The sequence below is a fragment of the Streptomyces sp. NPDC001407 genome (assembly GCF_042895325.1).
In the GTDB taxonomy this organism is placed as follows: domain Bacteria; phylum Actinomycetota; class Actinomycetes; order Streptomycetales; family Streptomycetaceae; genus Streptomyces.
The window spans coordinates 1-14,565 of sequence record NZ_JBIAWF010000042.1 but is presented as its reverse complement, the minus strand read 5'-3'; the positions used below and the strand labels follow the sequence as shown (position 1 = coordinate 14,565).

Sequence of the window (14,565 nt, the reverse complement as noted above, 5' to 3'; positions counted from 1 at the left end):
CCGTTCCGCCCGCGCGCGACGATGCCGCGGGCGGAACGGCCGGGACTGCCTACTCGGCGTCCAGCTTCTGGCGCAGCTGGTCCAGGGTGGAGCCGTCGGGCGTATGCCACAGGGTCCAGCCGTTGATGACGTTGCCCGTGACGGCTTCCGCTGCCTTCGACGGGGAGGGGAAGGGCGAGGGGTGGCCGTCGACGATGAGCTGGCCCTCGGCGGTCACGACGGCGCGGCCCGACCGGTTGGCGCGGCGCTGGTGGAAGGTGAGGACGGTGTCCGGCGCCAGCAGCCCGGCCTGCATCAGAGCGGCGAGCGGTCCATGCGGGATGACGGGCGCGGCCGGGCCGTCAGGGGACCCGCCGCCGAGCGAGAGGGTGACGTGGATGGTGTCGTTGCCGCTCGCGCTCGTGAGACGGGCGATGACGGCGGGGTCGAAGTGGATGCTGAGCGTGGCCATGCGGTCTCCTGCCGGTGGTGGCCCAAGGGCCGTTCCGCTTACTTCCACTTCGATCTTAAGCAGAACAAGCAACTTGCTTCAACTCCAATTCTCAGCAGTTCAGCAGAACTTTGATCCGGCTCCCGGGGCGCCCCTCCGCCCGAACGTGCTCATGACCGCTGCGATCTGGGTAGGTCGCTGCTGGCCCGGCCGAACGGCCAGCCATACGAGGCGCGGAGGAACACCTGAATGAGCGTCACCACCACCTACCTGTCCAAGACGGAGGTCCAGAGCCTGCTCGGCGTCACGGCCTTCGACTTATGGCGGATCACCAGGAAGTACGACGACTTCCCCACCCCCGAAGAGGACCCGGGCCCGTTCGCGGCGAAGGACGAAGAGACCTGGGACGGCACCGAGATCTACCGCTGGACCGCCAAGACCCCCGAATTCGAGCACCGCGGCGCGGCGCTGCTGCGCCCGCTCCCGGACGACCTCCCGCCGGGCAAATGGGCCGGATACCAGGACACCCCGAAGGGGCCGGCACTGGACTGGCACACCGCCCTGGGCACGATCCGCCTCGTGCACACCAGCAAGGACCAGGCCGCCTCCGCCGTCGCCGCCGACCTCGCGCAGCGCGGCAACCCGGACGGCGTGACCACCGTCTGCGCCCTCTACGGCGACATGAGCTTCAGCGGGCCCGCACTCGTCGCCGCCGACACCGCTCACCCGACGATCGAATATGAAGCCCAGTGGGGCGTCGTCGCCCAGCTCGCCGGACAGGACCTGCCCTGGTGGCCCGGCCTGCTGCGCTCCGCCCAGCTCATCCGCCAGTGGCACCCCGGCGCCCCGGCCCTCGTCGCGGAAGTCCCCGCCAGCACCAGGGAGCTGACCCTGCGCCAGGCAGCGGCGAACCCCGCCTTCGACGCCACCGCGCAGGCCGCGCTGACGGACATGGCCAACGACCTGCGCAACGACCGCGTGCGCAGCACTGAGCACGACATCGAGATCTTCGGCCGGGCCTTCGGGCCCACGCCCATCGTCATCGCCGCCCGGCCCGACACCAGCACGCACCCCCTGCCCACCGCCGACGACCGCCAGGTCCTCACGGCCGGCTGGAAGACGATCGCCACCAGCAGCCACCCGGACGCCGTCGCCGCCCTCGAGCTCGCTCTGGCGCGCGACCCCCGGCTGCTGCCCTTCGGCGCGCTCACCAGAATCGCCCTGCGCCCCGGCACGGTCGCCGAGCAGTGGACCCGCCGGCTCGCCCTGTGCGACCCGACCGCCGCCCACGCAGCGCTCGCCGGCGACCGGCCCGTCGACGCCTTCTTCATCGACCCCCTGACCGACACGCCAGCCCTGCGAACCGTCGTGGACGGCACCCCCGCCCTGCGGTTCTACGCACCACTGGCCCTGCCCGGTACCGGTGCCGAGCTCACCTCGGTCGTCCTGGACGGCACCGTGTGGGTCAAGACCAGCGACGGCCAGGTCCACCCCGCTCCCTGCACCCCGAACGAGCACCTGTGGTGGGGCGACGGCTGGGGCGACAAGCCCAGCGAAGCAGCCGCCGTCATCAACACGCTCCTGGACGACCTCGGAGCTGCCGTCGATCTCCGCGAGCACTGGAAGGCCCCGCGCGGCCTGACCGCCCTGCTCGAGAAGCAGGCGAAGCCCGGTCCGGCCGAGATCGCCCGCCACGCGTTGCTGCATGCCCGCATGACGACGCCCCCGCGGTCGTCGTACGAGGACTGACTGGGGGCTGCGGAGCGCCGCGCAGCCAGCTGTCGCCGCGCAGCTCACCGGGCCCGCCCCTCACTTGTCCAGGTCGTGTTCAACCTGGCATCGAGGTGTTGCTCGTGGACGGTCGGCGCCCCCGAGGCGCCGACCGTCGGACCCGACCTCATCGCCCTGGGCCGGTTCGCCGTCCCAGGGCGAGGACGAGTGCTCCGGCCTTGAGTCCCAGGTCGGCCGGGCCGGAGAGTGTTGGGGCGACGTAGGTGGCCCCCGTCACGACGGTGAAGACGAGGGCCGCGGCGAGGGTCCACTTCGCCGCTCGGCGGCGCTCGGGGTCCTCTACCGGCGGTTCGGGACGGGACTGCTGGTCGTTGGACATGTCGTCCTTCCTGTGTGGTGTACACCAACTACGTAGGCGTTACGGAGGTGGAGGATGTACGGCTCCACCTCTTTGCGTCGCGGGGTCGCGACGGACAGCACCAGCGTGTGATCGAATTCCGCGAAAGTGTTAGGAGCCCGGGGCCGCGGCGGCGTGAGCCCGGCGGTACGGCCGGAGCCGTCGGCGGCGCGCACCCGGGAGAACGCCCGACCCGGGTACCGCCGCGCCCACCACGTTCCCCGGCGTCGCCAGGCGAGCGGCTCTCGTTTGCGGCACATCACCTGTTCACGACGGACTGAGTCCGCCTCCGGCTGTGTCTTCTCGGCGCGGCGCCCCTGGCTGGGTAGGGGCGCCGTTCGTCGTCTTCTGGCCTCTCCCCACCCAGGAGCGTGATTCGTACGCGAAATGTACGGGGAACGTACGCACGACGTACGGTTCATGGGGTAGGATGTTAGTCAGGAGGTGCTCCATGTCCGAGTTGTTCGATGCGGTCGACGCCCTGCTCGCGTCCCGCGCCACGCTGCCGCCGCCGGCGGAGCGCAAGCGGCTGCGCGCCGCGCACGGCCTGACGATCGACGAGGTGGCCACCGCACTGAAGGTGCGCCGGGCCACGGTGTCCGGCTGGGAGTCCGGTAAGACCGAGCCCCGTCCGCCGGAGCGCGACGCCTACGCCCGGCTGCTGAACAAGCTCGCGGAGCTCTACCCCGCTCCGGCCCTCGCCGCGACCGACGAGGACACGGCCGTGCCGGAGACGTTCTCCGGCGCGGCGAGCCCGTCGCCGGAAGCGCGGACTCTGTCCACAGGGCAGGCGCCCGAGGCTGTGGCCATGACTACCGCTGAGAACATCCAGACCCCTCCCGTCACCGTTCCAGCTCCGGCCGCCGCGTCGCGCCCGGCCCGTACCACCAGGCCGTCGTCGACGTCGCGCCGTCCGGGCGTGCGGAAGGCGGCCCCGGCCGGAACCCCGGCGGGCGGCGCCGACCCGCGGTTCGAAAACGGCCCGCTGGCGGTCGTCGACGTCGAGGACGGGAAGGTGGTGGCGTACTGCACCGGCGGCCTGGTCCTGGACGTGCCCGCCAAGAGCCTGCCGTCCCTGGTGGAGTGGACGCTGAAGGAGGCGAGGCTCGGGCAGCCGAAGCTGTCCGGTCCCGGCAAGGACGCTGACCCGCTGCTGGTGCTCACCGAGGCCGCGCTGGAGCGCTACGGCCTCCCGGTCGCCCTCACCGACGAGGAGCGGCTCGCCGGGCGGCTCCCGGAGGGCCACAAGGTCATCAAGCAGCTGACCCGCGCCGACTGGTATCTGACGAAGCGTGGGTTCGGGCCGTGGGCGCGGATCTACCGCCCCGCCAAGGGCTCGGAGCGCCGGTGCGTGCAGTTGTGCATCCTGTCGTGGAACGCGCTGGACACCCGGCACTGGGACGCCGCCGGGCAGCTTCCGCCGGCGGAACTCGCCCGGCTCCTGGGCGTGTACGCCTCCCGGGTGATGACGCCGCGCGGCTCGACCGCCGTGACCGGCCTGGAGCTGATGACCGCCCTGCACCCGGCGACCCGCGCCTCCGAGCCCGACGCCGACGGCAAGCGGCACTCCGAGCACAACCCCGGCTCACTGGGCAAGGACCCGGTGGACTGCGCCCCGTGCGAGGCCCCCGACGGACACCCGCTGCTCAAGGACCTGCCCCGGTTCCACGTGCGCGGTCCGGCGGAGAAACTGTTCGAGGAGGCGTACGACTGGGCGCGGCCGATGACCGATGCCGAGTGCACCCTGCGGCACCTGGTCGGCATCGACGTGAACATGGCCTTCGCCGCTGGCGCCAACGGCCTGATCGTCGGCCTTGGCGCGCCGACGCACGTCAAGGCTCCGGTGTTCGACCCGAAGCTGCCGGGCTCGTGGCTGGTGGACCTCTCGCACGTCGACCTTTCGAAGGTGAAGGTCGGCAAGGAGTGGGTGGAGCTGGACGGCAGCCTGCTGCCCAGCCCGTTCACGCCGAAGGGCGACCGGCCCGAGGGGCCGGCCTGGTACGCGACGCCCACCGTCGCGTATGCCCAGGAGCTGGGCTACGAGGTGCGCCCGATCGAAGCGCACGTCCGCGACGACAACGGCCGCTACCTGGACGGCTGGTACAACCGGCTGCGGGACGCCTACCTCGCCACGATGGCCGACCTCGGTGTCGACGCTGACCTGTCGCCGGAGGACTTCCTTGCGGCGATGGACGGCTACAAGAGCCATGACCCTCAGCTGGCGATCGTCACCTCGGCGATCAAGGCGACGGTGAAGGGCGGGCTGGGCAAGCTGCGCGAGCGCCCGCGCGGCGAGGGCTGGCGGTCCGGTGAGCCGTGGCGGGCGCTGTCCCGCCCGACGTGGCGGCCGGACATCCGTGCGGCCGTCATCTCCCGCACCCGGATCAACCTGCACCGCAAGATCGTCAAGCACGCGGCGTTCACCGGGCAGTATCCGGTCGCGATCCTGTCCGACTGCGTCGTCTACGCGGCCGACGGGCCCTCGCCGCTGGACTTCCTGCCGTACCGGGAGGGCAAGCCGCTGCCGGGCGGGTTCAAGCTCGGCATCAACCCGGGCCTGGTCAAGCACGAGGGCACCCAGACCGTCCTGTGGGGCGAAGAGGTCCGGGACCGGTTCAAGGCGCCGGAGCTCAACCTCGCCCGGTACATCAAGGACGGCACCGTCACCGACGTCGACAACGGAGAGTAGGAGAGGGCGATGAGCCTGTTCGGGGACGGCCTGGACGCCGCGGTGCAGAAGGCGTTCACCCGCCCGGCGCCCAAGAGCGCGGGCGCGCAGATGCGGTACCTGGTCAAGCAGCTCAAGGGCACCAAGGCGGTCGCCCAGATGCTGCGGGTCTCCCAGCGCACCGTCGAGCGGTACGTCAAGGACCAGATCAAGAAGCCCCGCGCCGATCTCGCCGCGCGCCTGGAGCGCGAGGTGAAGAAGCGGTGGCAGCCGCAGATCCGGGCCAAGGCCCGGCAGAAGGCGGCGACCACCGGCGGCATCGTCATCGACACCCAGGCCCGCCTGGGATACACCGCGCCGATCGGGTCGACGGACCAGGACCGCCTCCGGCACCTGACCGTCGCCCTGCCGCCCCGCTACGCCGCCCGCCTCTTCGACGCCCAGGAGCAAGGGGCCAGCGACCGCGAGCTCAAGGAAATCGCCGCCGAAGCGCTCAAGGAGGTGTACTTCCAGGACAACGGCCGCCGCGCCGGCTCCTTGGAGGAGGTCCGTTTTACGGACATCGAGCACCTGGAGTTCGAGCTCTAGCAGCCGTGCCCCGAACAGCCCGTGAGCCCGGACCAGTCGATGGTCCGGGCTCGCTCGCGTATCCGCTATCCGCAGGGGGCGGATGTGTCTGCACGCTCTGCCGTGTTCAACGGACGTCGCTGTACGCCGTTACCCCGGCCTTCCTCCGGCACCGGGGGAAGGCCGGCCGTCCTGCGAGGCGAGGGCTGCGTCGACGAAGGCCCGCACGAGTGTGGCGACCTCCGCCGCTGTGATGTCCTTTGTCCACCTGCCGGTCGTGTGCCAGCCGCATTCCAGCTCGAACCGGTACGTCCCGTTCGCGTGCTCCACCTCCCGGGCGTACGGCTGTCGCTCGCAGCGCCGTCCATTCCTTTGCCGGTGCCGTTCGGTCTCCTCCAGGTGAGCGCGGACCACCCCGGTGTGGAACCGGCGCGGCAGGGTGCGCCGCTCGAGGCAGCCGCGGCACTCCAGGAGGTACAGCACGCTCCCCTCACGCTGGAGGAAGTAGTACGGGATGCCCATGCCTTCCGCGGTGTTGCAGCCGCCGCACAACGGGCCGCGTACGAAGCCGTGCTCGTGGCAGTGGTCCCAGGCCGACGCCCGGCTCTCCCCGCACAGCCGGCACAGGAAGTCGTCGGCACGCGTGGTGCGGTTGCGCAGCGACGCGTACAGCACGCCGCGCAGGTGGCCGGGGTACCTCGTGAAGGCCGCCCCCGAGCAGGGCGGGCACAAGGTGACGTAGCCCTTCGGGGTCGGTGTCCGCCACCTCCCCCAGCGTGGCCCCTGCGCGCCGCAGCCGGAACAGGACCGGGCCCGGGCAACCAGGTCCTCCTCCACATGCTCCCATCGGTCCAGGAGCTCGGCGTAGGCCCGGGGGAGGAGCCAGTTCTCCCCCGACCAGGACAGCAGGGTCAGGGGCTTGGTGCCCGCGATGTTCTGCGCGAGCCGGGAGCGCTGACGGCCGGCCACGAACTCCTCCATCGTCAGCCCGCCCGGGAGCCCGTTCGGCCCGACCCTCTGCCAGGCGTCCCACTCCCCGTCGGAGCGCCCCTCTTCGACGGCCTTGCGGCGGGCCTCGCCGAACATCCACCACACCAGCCGGCGCCGCCAGTTGGCACGGTCCCAGACCTCCGGATCCTGCTCCCTCTCCCCGAAGTCCCGGTAGGCGGGCAGCTGGAGATCTACGACGTCGCCGAGGTCCAGGCGGAACTCCGCGTACGCGCGGGCGGCGCGGCGGACGTCGCGCTCGTCGTACTGCCAGCGCGCCTTGTACTTGTAGCAGCGCAGTGCGACATCGCCGATGACGACATGGCCGTGGCGGCGCAGGGACCCCATGTGGAAGAGGTCGTCCGGGTCCAGCGGCACGGCGGAGTTCTGGGTGAGGTCCGCGAAGAGGGTGCGGGCGTAGTCCGGTGTGATGAGCGTCATGGCCGGATGGTGGCAGCGGGGTCTGACAATAACCCCCAATATGCCGCACATATGCACGATTTGTCGCACGTGCATACGGCGCGGGCTGCGTGAACGTTCAGCTCTGTCCACAGGCGATCCGTGGTCTCTGGAGGCATGACCGATCATGAGAAGCAGCAGCCAACCCTGCGCCGTGGCAAGGTCCTGGACGCCCTTGTCCGGGCGGAGCGCGCGACCGTCACCCGGTCCGCGCCGAAATCCGCAAAGGCTCAGGTGAAATTCCTCCTCACGCGTGTGAAGGGTTCCACGAAGACCCTGGCGGAGCGTCTGGGTGTCTCGCGCCGGACAGTGGAGCGCTACCGCGCCGGGCAGCTGACGACTCCGCAGAAGAAGCTCCAGCAGGCCCTGGTGGAAGAGACCTCCTCGGAGTGGCAGCCACAGGTCAGAGCCAAGGCGAGGGAGCGCGCGGCCACCTCCGGCGGCATGGTCGTGGACGTCTGTGCCTACTTCGGGTTCACCGCCTCGGGGTCCTCCGACGACGGCCGCGAGCGGTTCATCACCACGGCGATCTCGCCCCACTACGCCGCCCAGATCCTCCAGCTGCAGGAGGCCGGTGCGACGGAGGAGGAGCTGCATCCGGTCGTCGCGGAGGCCATCACCGAGTCGTATTTCACGGAATGGGGCACCCGCGCCGCTGGCCTGCGTGCGGATTTCACGCACGTCCAGTCGATAGATTTCCGGTTTTAAAGCGGCCGAATTCCGGGCCTGCTATAAAACTTATTCGGCGGGCTGCCGCAAGCGCTCTGGCGGTGGCCCGCTCCGGATTCCGTACTCCGAATCGAGGCCGAAGATGACCACGCCCTGGCCGCCCCGGCGCACCGTGCGCCGTCTGCCCGCCCCGCGCGTAGCCGCGCCCCGCGAGCCCGTCGACCCCGCCCGCATCGGCCGACGGGTGGTGCGCCGCCGGGCGAAGGACATGGACGCCGACGCCGTCGCACGCGCCCTCGAGGCCGCCCGGTTCAACGCGCGGCAAGACTCGCGGCACGAGGACCTGGCCGACGACGTCCGCGGCCCGGCGGAGCTCGCAGAGTGGGAGCGCATCGGGCAGCTGCTCGCCGTCGCGGCGCCGGGCACCGTGTACGACCCGGACACCGACGTCGTCGTCCAGGCCGAGCTCGCCGCCGACGCCGAGGCCGCCGCCGAGCGGGAAGCCGCGGTCCGCGAGGCGCAGCGGGTGGCCGCCCGCGCCGAGGAGCTCCAGGCGCTGCGCGAGCTGGGCACGCTGGAGCAGACCGAGCCCCGTGAGGGCGACGAGGCCGCCCGGGACGAGCTCACCCGCCGCGTCGGCCCGTACGTCCAGGCCGACGTCGACGCATGGCTCGCCCACGCCCTGGCCACACACCGCGGGCACTACGCGGACCCGACCGCCCGCCAAGCCGGCGTCGGCCTCCTGCCGCCACGGCTGCTCGCCCACGCCGCCCTGCTCGCCGAACTCGCCCGCCTTGTTCCGGGCGTCGCCGTCGACCAGATGGCGTTCACCGGCCGGCTCGCGACCGCCGACCCCGAGGCCACCGCCGACCTCGCCGCGTTCCTCACCCGCGCCACCGAGCCGACCGACACCGACGGGAGCCCGGCATGAACCACGCCCAGGAGCCCGAGGTGGTCGCAGCCTGACGCGAGTCCAGTGCCGTTGGCCGCCACTACGAGGAGCTGCTCGCCGACGGCGCCGTTCATGCCTGGACCGAGCACGCGTTGCGCCCCTTCAGCAGACCGTGCTCGTGGACCGTGTCACGCTCACACAGAGTGAGCGTGACACCGACTGTCACGCTCCCCGAAAGGAGTGTCACGCCGCCTCGATTGCGTCCCATATGTCCGCTTCTTGGAGTTCGTGGGCCCCTCCAGGCGGGGTTCGCGGACGGAGCGTGACACATGAGAGTTGATCTCTCGCGCTCCGGCGAGCAGTACGGAACGTAGCCGTAGCTCGCCCGAGGTGGACACGCTCACCTGTGTCGCCAGCGGGCAGGCCCCGCCACCCGGCAGCACCCCGGGACCGGGGTCTCCGGCACCCGGAGCGAGCCCCCGTACGAGCTGCCGGGATAGTCCCCCGGCGGGCCGGTCGGTGCGAAAGAATCCCCGAGTGACCGCCGACAGCGCCACCGCCGCGCTCTACGCCCAGGCCCTGCAGAGCACCGCCGCCGACCCGAGCCGCTGCACCGTGCCGTGGGGCGTGTGTCCCGAGCACGGCGGCACCCTCAAGTCCCGCGCGCGAGCCACCGAGGGCTTCGACTCCTGGTGCACGGACTTCACGTGCTTCAACGTCTGGCCGTACGACCGGCTGGACGCTGCCTGCACCGAGCCGGCCACCCACACCGTCCAGGCCGACAACGGCGACCGCTACGTGATCTGCGACGGCCACGCCCTGACCGCCCGCACCCAGATCACCGACGGCCAGGTCCTTCCCGGCCTGCCCGCCTGAGCCCCGGCAGGAGCGATGACGAAGCACGACTACCAGGTCGTGGCACGGTGCACCGACCCGTCTCACCCCGGCGCCACCACCCTGATCTACACCACCCACGCCACCTCGATCGAAGAGGCCGCCGGGAAGGTACAGGCGCTGCGCCTGGCCAAGATGACTCCGGGGCTCTACCGCATCACGCAGGTCACGGAGCGCGACCCGGAGTGCACCTGCGCCGATCCCGGCCTCGGAGGGCAGTGCGCCGGCGAGCCCTGGTGCCTCAAGGTTGAAGGAGCCGCGGCCACCCGCTCCGTGCCCGAGTGAGCGGAGCGGTCCCACGGCCGCCGTGCGGCCGATCCGTGGTGGCACACGCCCGTTCGCGCCCTCGAGGCCCTCGATCAGCGAACAGCCGACCCCCGCCGCCCGGCAGCAGCTGGAGCCCGACGCCGCCGACGGGCTGCGCGCGTACGCGGCCCGGACCCGCGAGAGCGCCGACCAGTTCGCCGTCGTCCTGGAGGACATCGCCGCCATCGGCCGCTGGACCCAGCAAGACGCCCGAACCTGGGTCCCTGGGTCCTGGGTCCGCCGTTTTCCCTGGTCAACGTCGACCGCACGCGTACCTGGGTCCTGGGTCCTTGGGTCCACACCTGCGGGTTCTTGCAGAGTGGTCCCCGTCCGTGAGGCCCGGCGATACCGTTGGGGGACACGCCAGTTCCGCGTCCTACGGAGCCCTCGATGAGCGAACAGCCGGCCCCCGTCGACACCGCCCGGCAGCAGCTGGACCCCGCGGCCGCCGATGCCGTCCGCGCGTACGCCGCCCGCACCCGGGACGCCGCCGATCAGTTCGCCGGCGTCCTGGAGGAGATCGCCGCGAACGGTCTGCCATCGGCCGACGAGTGCACCCCGTGGGAGGAGCTGCGCGAGCAGCACCTCGCCCGCCTCGCCGCGCAGCGCCCGGCCGTCGCCTGATGGCCCCACAGCACGGCCCGCGCCGCGCCCGGATCGCCTTCTCCGACTCCGCCGCCAAGCAGCTCGAGACCATCACCAGCGAGGCGGAGATCCACGCCCTGGACCGCGCCCTGGTCGTCGTCTCCGTCGACCCCGACGTCGGCGAGCCGATCCCCGGCGACACCGCCGGCCCCCAGCTGCGCCAGTACACCGACGACATCGAGCGCGTACGCCTCCTGTACTGGGTCACGGCGCTGCGCACCGTGGTCGTCGTCGCCTACATCGAGGTCTGACCAGCGAAGGAGCCGCGGTGCCGTCCATCGTCCAGGAGCTCTCCGGCCACCGTGACCTCGGAGGGCTGCGCAGGGTGGTGGAGTGCCCGGCCCAGGCGACCGTGCTCCGCGAGGGCCCGGCACAGGACTCCGGGCCGGGCGCGGCCTGGCTCGCGTACCTGTGCCCCGCGCACACCGTCGACCTCGACGGCTGGCCCGGCGCCGCAGACCACGCGGACGCCGGCTCCATGCCGTGCGGCACCGTGCTCGACTACCGCTCCGGCGAGCAGCAGCTCCAGTCGCACGCGGACCTGTGGCTCACGCCCCTGACCGGAGTGGACCCGGCGGCGCACGGCGGCGCGTGGGCCGACGTCCTGGACCAGGTCGACCGCGTCCTGGTGGCCCGGGTCGACCAGGCCACGGCCGTCGGCGAGGACAGCCCGCTGCAGAACATGCTGGCGCTGATGGACGTGGCCCGGCGGGCCGCCGCGAAGGGCGACCTCGGCGTGGCGGCGACATCCCTCGCGTACTGCGAGACCTTCGCCCAGCGCCTGTGACCTCGCCCTACACACGGCCTTGCACCCTTGCACCCATCGCCCGGGAAGCCTGCAACAGACACTGCAACACTCCGGTGCAACAGAGTCCGCGTTGCGGCCCTGACCTGCGACAACACCCCGCACAAGGGGATCCAGGCGCGTATTGCACCCCGCGTTGCAGGCCCCGGCCGAGCCCACACCCGGCTTCCACGGCACCCCGTCCGTCACCTGCTCGGTGGCCGGCCACCACACCGCCCACATGATCCTTCCAGGCGCTGTACGGGCGTCTGCGGCGCCAAGAGGCCCTTCCGGCCCCCAGTTGGCGATCAAGGGCCTACGGGCGCTCACAGGGGCGTACAGCGCCTCGCGGGCCCGCACGGTGCCGCCGACCTGGAAGAGCCGGCGCCAAGCGAGCCGAGCTCCGGCATCTTCTCGCCTCCGGTCTCCTCGTTCCCGGCTCCGAGCTCTCCTCTCAGGGGGAAGGAGATACAACCCGCACGTAGGCACTACAAGTACTTACCTACATTGGGGTGCAAGACGGCCCCGCGACCGGACCCGCCCTGGAGCCTCGGCAGCAGTCCGGTGCAGCGCGACCGTGCTGCACGCTGCTGCCCCTGCTGCTCCCGGCCGTGAAGGGTCAAGACGTTCCTGCTGCTCGCCCTGCTGCTGTCCGGCCGGGGTGCAGCAGGAGGCTCGCCACGATGCAGCGCTGCATTCGCACAGCCCGGGCCGGCACACGGGTGCTGCTCGTGTAGCAAGGCCGCCTTCACCATGCAGCGGACGCCTGCTGCATCCACAGAGCCCGCGCGTTCGCTCCTGCTGCCATGGGCGTGCCGGGCCGCCGCTGCTACACGCACAACCGCAGCACGCAGTCAGCCTCCGCTGACCGAAGCCGTCGTTTCGCGGCGCTGCTGCCACGGTTCTGTGGCAGCAGCGCCACCGTCCCGTTGCTCTGCTGCTCCAGAACAACCAGTTCACCTGGTGCTATCGCCCTCTCGCTGCGAGCCGCGCGGCTCCGATCGCCCCATCTACGCCGACCGAGCTGGTGACGATCCGTTTTGGCCTCGCATTGCGGAACCTTTGTCCACCCAGACGGGGACCTTCGGTGTCGGCACCGACACCGGGAATGCGATCGGCGCTGCACCTGTGGAGGGTGCAGCGCCGATGTCCGTACGAGGGTGCCCGGCGGGTTAGCTGACGGCGTGCAGCGAGCCGCGCCTCTTGGCGGCCGCGGCCTTCTTGGCAGCGGCGGCGGCCGCGCGCTTCTTGCGCTGCTCGGCAAGCTGGTCCTGGTAGGCGGCGACGGCCCGGTGGTAGTCCGCCACGTAGGTCTTGCTGTCCAGCCGGTCCGCCTTGGGCATCGCCTTGACGGCGTCCACGGCGTCCTCGGGGGAGTTGTAGCCGGCCAGCATCGGGTTGATCTGGTAGACGCCGTTGCGGACCTTCTTGACGAGCCTGGCCAGCTCCAGCTCCCGCAGGGCGGCGTTCACGCTGGGGCGGCTGAGCCCGAGCAGCTCACCGAGGGTGGCCTGGTCCATCGCGATACGGCCGCCGGCCTCGCTGCGCGCCCGGAGCTTCAGCAGCGCCCGATAGGCGGCGGGCGGCAGGTCCAAGTCGGCGAGAAGACCGTCGGCATTGGTCGCCGACCACTTCAAGGTACTCACTGGGCTGATCCCTCCTCCTGGCGCTGCGCACGGGCCAGTCGGCGTGCAGCGCGTTCCTCGGCCCGCTTCTTGCGCAGTTCCTCGATCGCCTCGCGCATGTGCTCCAGCGACGGGAACCGCACCAGATCCGGCAAGCTCTCGTCCCTGCGGATCTTCGCGATCGTCTTGTCCTGGTCGACCTGCACGTACTCGGCTTCGATCAGCTCCGTGCCCGGGATGAACTCCGCTACACGGTACGAGTAGGGCGGGTTGAACTGGTAGACGCCACGGCGCACCTTGAAGACGATGCCATGGCTCATGACCTCCTGGAGCGCCTCGTTGATCTTCGCGCGGGGCACGTCCAGGACCGTCGCCATCTCCTCCTGCGTCAGCCGAATCTGGCCGCCGGCCTTCTGACAGGCGATCAACAGCAGGATCAGCCGCAGCGGCAGGGCCTCGCGGAAGTACTGCGCGATCAGGAAAAAGAACTCCAGCGAGTCCATGGAGAACGCCTTGGGGCGCTCCGGGGTGTCGTAGAACTCCATCGGCTTGCGCTCGCTGCTGAGCGAGAGCTTCCGGCGCGGGTAGCGGCGAGCGACCGAGTCGAGGTCCTCAACCGGCTGCACCGGCTTGGACCACGCCTGGATCTCGTCACCGAGGGGCAGCTCCGTACGGCGCGGCGCGCGCTTCGGTGCGGGACGGCGGCGCTGTGGCTCGGGTGTCACGAGGCTGCTCTCCACTTCGCTGATCTTGGACGCCAGCATTATGTCAGCCACACCGACAAATATGTCGGTGTGGCTGACGTTCCGGCGTGTTGTGTCCCCCCAGGGGGGACAGATCTCCCCCCTGCACGCGACGGCGGACCGCTCAACGGAACGCTGTCGCGAATGTCGGCCTGGCTGACGTTTCCCGCCTAAAACTGTCGGCCAGGCTGACGTTTGGCCGTCGATGTGACTACTCAGGAGGTACACATCTCAGGCGTTGTGTACCTCCTGGGGTGACAGATCGACGGATGTACAGCCCGCTGACCAGCGGTTTCTTGATCTGCGTAGGTATTAGGTGGCTGAGGTCAACCCGCAGCCGCCGGCCGGACCCCTTGTGGCTGAGGCGGCTTCGCGTGCGGGCCCGTGGGCCCGCGCAGGCCGTGGGCGGCACCAGCGGCTCTGAGTCTCGGGCGGTGCCGACCGTGACGAACAAGCACCAGCAAGCGGGGCTGGCCTCCGTGGCGGGTTCCGCCGCCCGGCCCTGGGGGGCCGTTCGGCTCCGGTACCTCCGTACGCCGGAATTTCGGCATTCCGATATCGGAGGTACCGTTCTCTGGCTGAGGCCCACAACTTCTCAATTCGTGATTCCTCGCCTGAGTCCAGTACCGAATACGTGGGCTGATGCCCTCTCAAAAAGCGCGCCCCGTCCGGCTGGTTGGGGGGTGTCTGGTGTTTTCGCCAACGGTACATGCTGCATCATCCTGATGCACCCGCTACACTGGAACCCGACACGAACGAGCGACCCCC

At 70.9% G+C, this 14,565-nt stretch carries 15 protein-coding genes; 10 read left to right on the top strand and 5 right to left on the bottom strand.

Translation table 11 applies throughout. The features are described 5' to 3' along the window. Nucleotides 1-49: 49 nt before the first annotated feature. Nucleotides 50-451: a DUF4357 domain-containing protein gene (locus ACFY1P_RS33760; protein ID WP_390752813.1), complete on the bottom strand. Its 402-nt coding sequence runs from the start codon at nt 449-451 to the stop codon at nt 50-52. Nucleotides 452-679: 228 nt separating this feature from the next. On the opposite strand from ACFY1P_RS33760, the gene ACFY1P_RS33755 reads away from it, so the two are divergent. Then, complete coding sequence (locus ACFY1P_RS33755; protein ID WP_390752812.1) at nt 680-2,179, top strand: hypothetical protein; 1,500 nt, start codon at nt 680-682, stop codon at nt 2,177-2,179. A 148-nt stretch (nt 2,180-2,327) separates the two neighbouring features. Here ACFY1P_RS33755 and ACFY1P_RS33750 read toward each other — a convergent pair whose 3' ends face one another. Further along, complete coding sequence (locus ACFY1P_RS33750; protein ID WP_390752811.1) at nt 2,328-2,540, bottom strand: DUF4179 domain-containing protein; 213 nt, start codon at nt 2,538-2,540, stop codon at nt 2,328-2,330. 469 nt (nt 2,541-3,009) lie between these two features. Between ACFY1P_RS33750 and tap the strand changes: the two genes are divergently transcribed. Both tap and tpg (ACFY1P_RS33740) read left to right on the top strand, forming a co-directional pair. Beyond that, on the top strand, nt 3,010-5,247 hold the full coding sequence (tap, locus tag ACFY1P_RS33745; protein WP_390752810.1) for a telomere-associated protein Tap: 2,238 nt from the start codon (nt 3,010-3,012) through the stop codon (nt 5,245-5,247). A 9-nt stretch (nt 5,248-5,256) separates the two neighbouring features. After that, nucleotides 5,257-5,814 (top strand): telomere-protecting terminal protein Tpg, encoded by a 558-nt coding sequence (gene tpg, locus ACFY1P_RS33740; RefSeq protein ID WP_390752809.1) that lies wholly within the window; start codon nt 5,257-5,259, stop codon nt 5,812-5,814. 129 nt (nt 5,815-5,943) lie between these two features. Here tpg (ACFY1P_RS33740) and ACFY1P_RS33735 read toward each other — a convergent pair whose 3' ends face one another. Further along, nucleotides 5,944-7,221, bottom strand: coding sequence for an endonuclease domain-containing protein (locus ACFY1P_RS33735; RefSeq protein WP_390752808.1), 1,278 nt, complete (start codon nt 7,219-7,221; stop codon nt 5,944-5,946). Nucleotides 7,222-7,356: 135 nt separating this feature from the next. On the opposite strand from ACFY1P_RS33735, the gene tpg (ACFY1P_RS33730) reads away from it, so the two are divergent. From tpg (ACFY1P_RS33730) to ACFY1P_RS33700, 7 genes are all read left to right on the top strand, one after another. Beyond that, nucleotides 7,357-7,947 (top strand): telomere-protecting terminal protein Tpg, encoded by a 591-nt coding sequence (gene tpg, locus ACFY1P_RS33730; protein ID WP_390752807.1) that lies wholly within the window; start codon nt 7,357-7,359, stop codon nt 7,945-7,947. Between the two features lie 103 nt (nt 7,948-8,050). Further along, nucleotides 8,051-8,839 carry a hypothetical protein gene (locus ACFY1P_RS33725; protein ID WP_390752806.1) on the top strand — a complete coding sequence of 263 codons (789 nt, stop codon included), beginning with the start codon at nt 8,051-8,053 and terminating at the stop codon, nt 8,837-8,839. Nucleotides 8,840-9,337: 498 nt separating this feature from the next. Then, nucleotides 9,338-9,676 carry a hypothetical protein gene (locus ACFY1P_RS33720; RefSeq protein WP_390752805.1) on the top strand — a complete coding sequence of 113 codons (339 nt, stop codon included), beginning with the start codon at nt 9,338-9,340 and terminating at the stop codon, nt 9,674-9,676. A gap of 15 nt (nt 9,677-9,691) precedes the next feature. After that, the gene (locus ACFY1P_RS33715; protein ID WP_390752804.1) at nt 9,692-9,979 is read left to right on the top strand and encodes a hypothetical protein; all 288 of its coding nucleotides are present in this window, start codon (nt 9,692-9,694) and stop codon (nt 9,977-9,979) included. A gap of 411 nt (nt 9,980-10,390) precedes the next feature. Then, a complete protein-coding gene (locus ACFY1P_RS33710) occupies nt 10,391-10,624 on the top strand; it encodes a hypothetical protein (protein WP_390752803.1) in 234 nt (77 codons plus the stop codon). Continuing rightward, complete coding sequence (locus ACFY1P_RS33705) at nt 10,624-10,896, top strand: hypothetical protein (RefSeq protein WP_390752802.1); 273 nt, start codon at nt 10,624-10,626, stop codon at nt 10,894-10,896. The genes ACFY1P_RS33710 and ACFY1P_RS33705 overlap by 1 nt, the downstream gene beginning before the upstream one ends. A gap of 17 nt (nt 10,897-10,913) precedes the next feature. After that, nucleotides 10,914-11,432: a hypothetical protein gene (locus ACFY1P_RS33700; RefSeq protein ID WP_390752801.1), complete on the top strand. Its 519-nt coding sequence runs from the start codon at nt 10,914-10,916 to the stop codon at nt 11,430-11,432. A 1,169-nt stretch (nt 11,433-12,601) separates the two neighbouring features. Here ACFY1P_RS33700 and ACFY1P_RS33695 read toward each other — a convergent pair. Together ACFY1P_RS33695 and ACFY1P_RS33690 are read right to left on the bottom strand one after the other, a co-directional pair. Continuing rightward, the gene (locus tag ACFY1P_RS33695; RefSeq protein WP_390752800.1) at nt 12,602-13,075 is read right to left on the bottom strand and encodes a helix-turn-helix domain-containing protein; all 474 of its coding nucleotides are present in this window, start codon (nt 13,073-13,075) and stop codon (nt 12,602-12,604) included. Next, nucleotides 13,072-13,830 (bottom strand): hypothetical protein, encoded by a 759-nt coding sequence (locus ACFY1P_RS33690; protein ID WP_390752799.1) that lies wholly within the window; start codon nt 13,828-13,830, stop codon nt 13,072-13,074. Before ACFY1P_RS33690 ends, ACFY1P_RS33695 begins: the two co-directional genes overlap by 4 nt. Nucleotides 13,831-14,565: the final 735 nt, after the last annotated feature.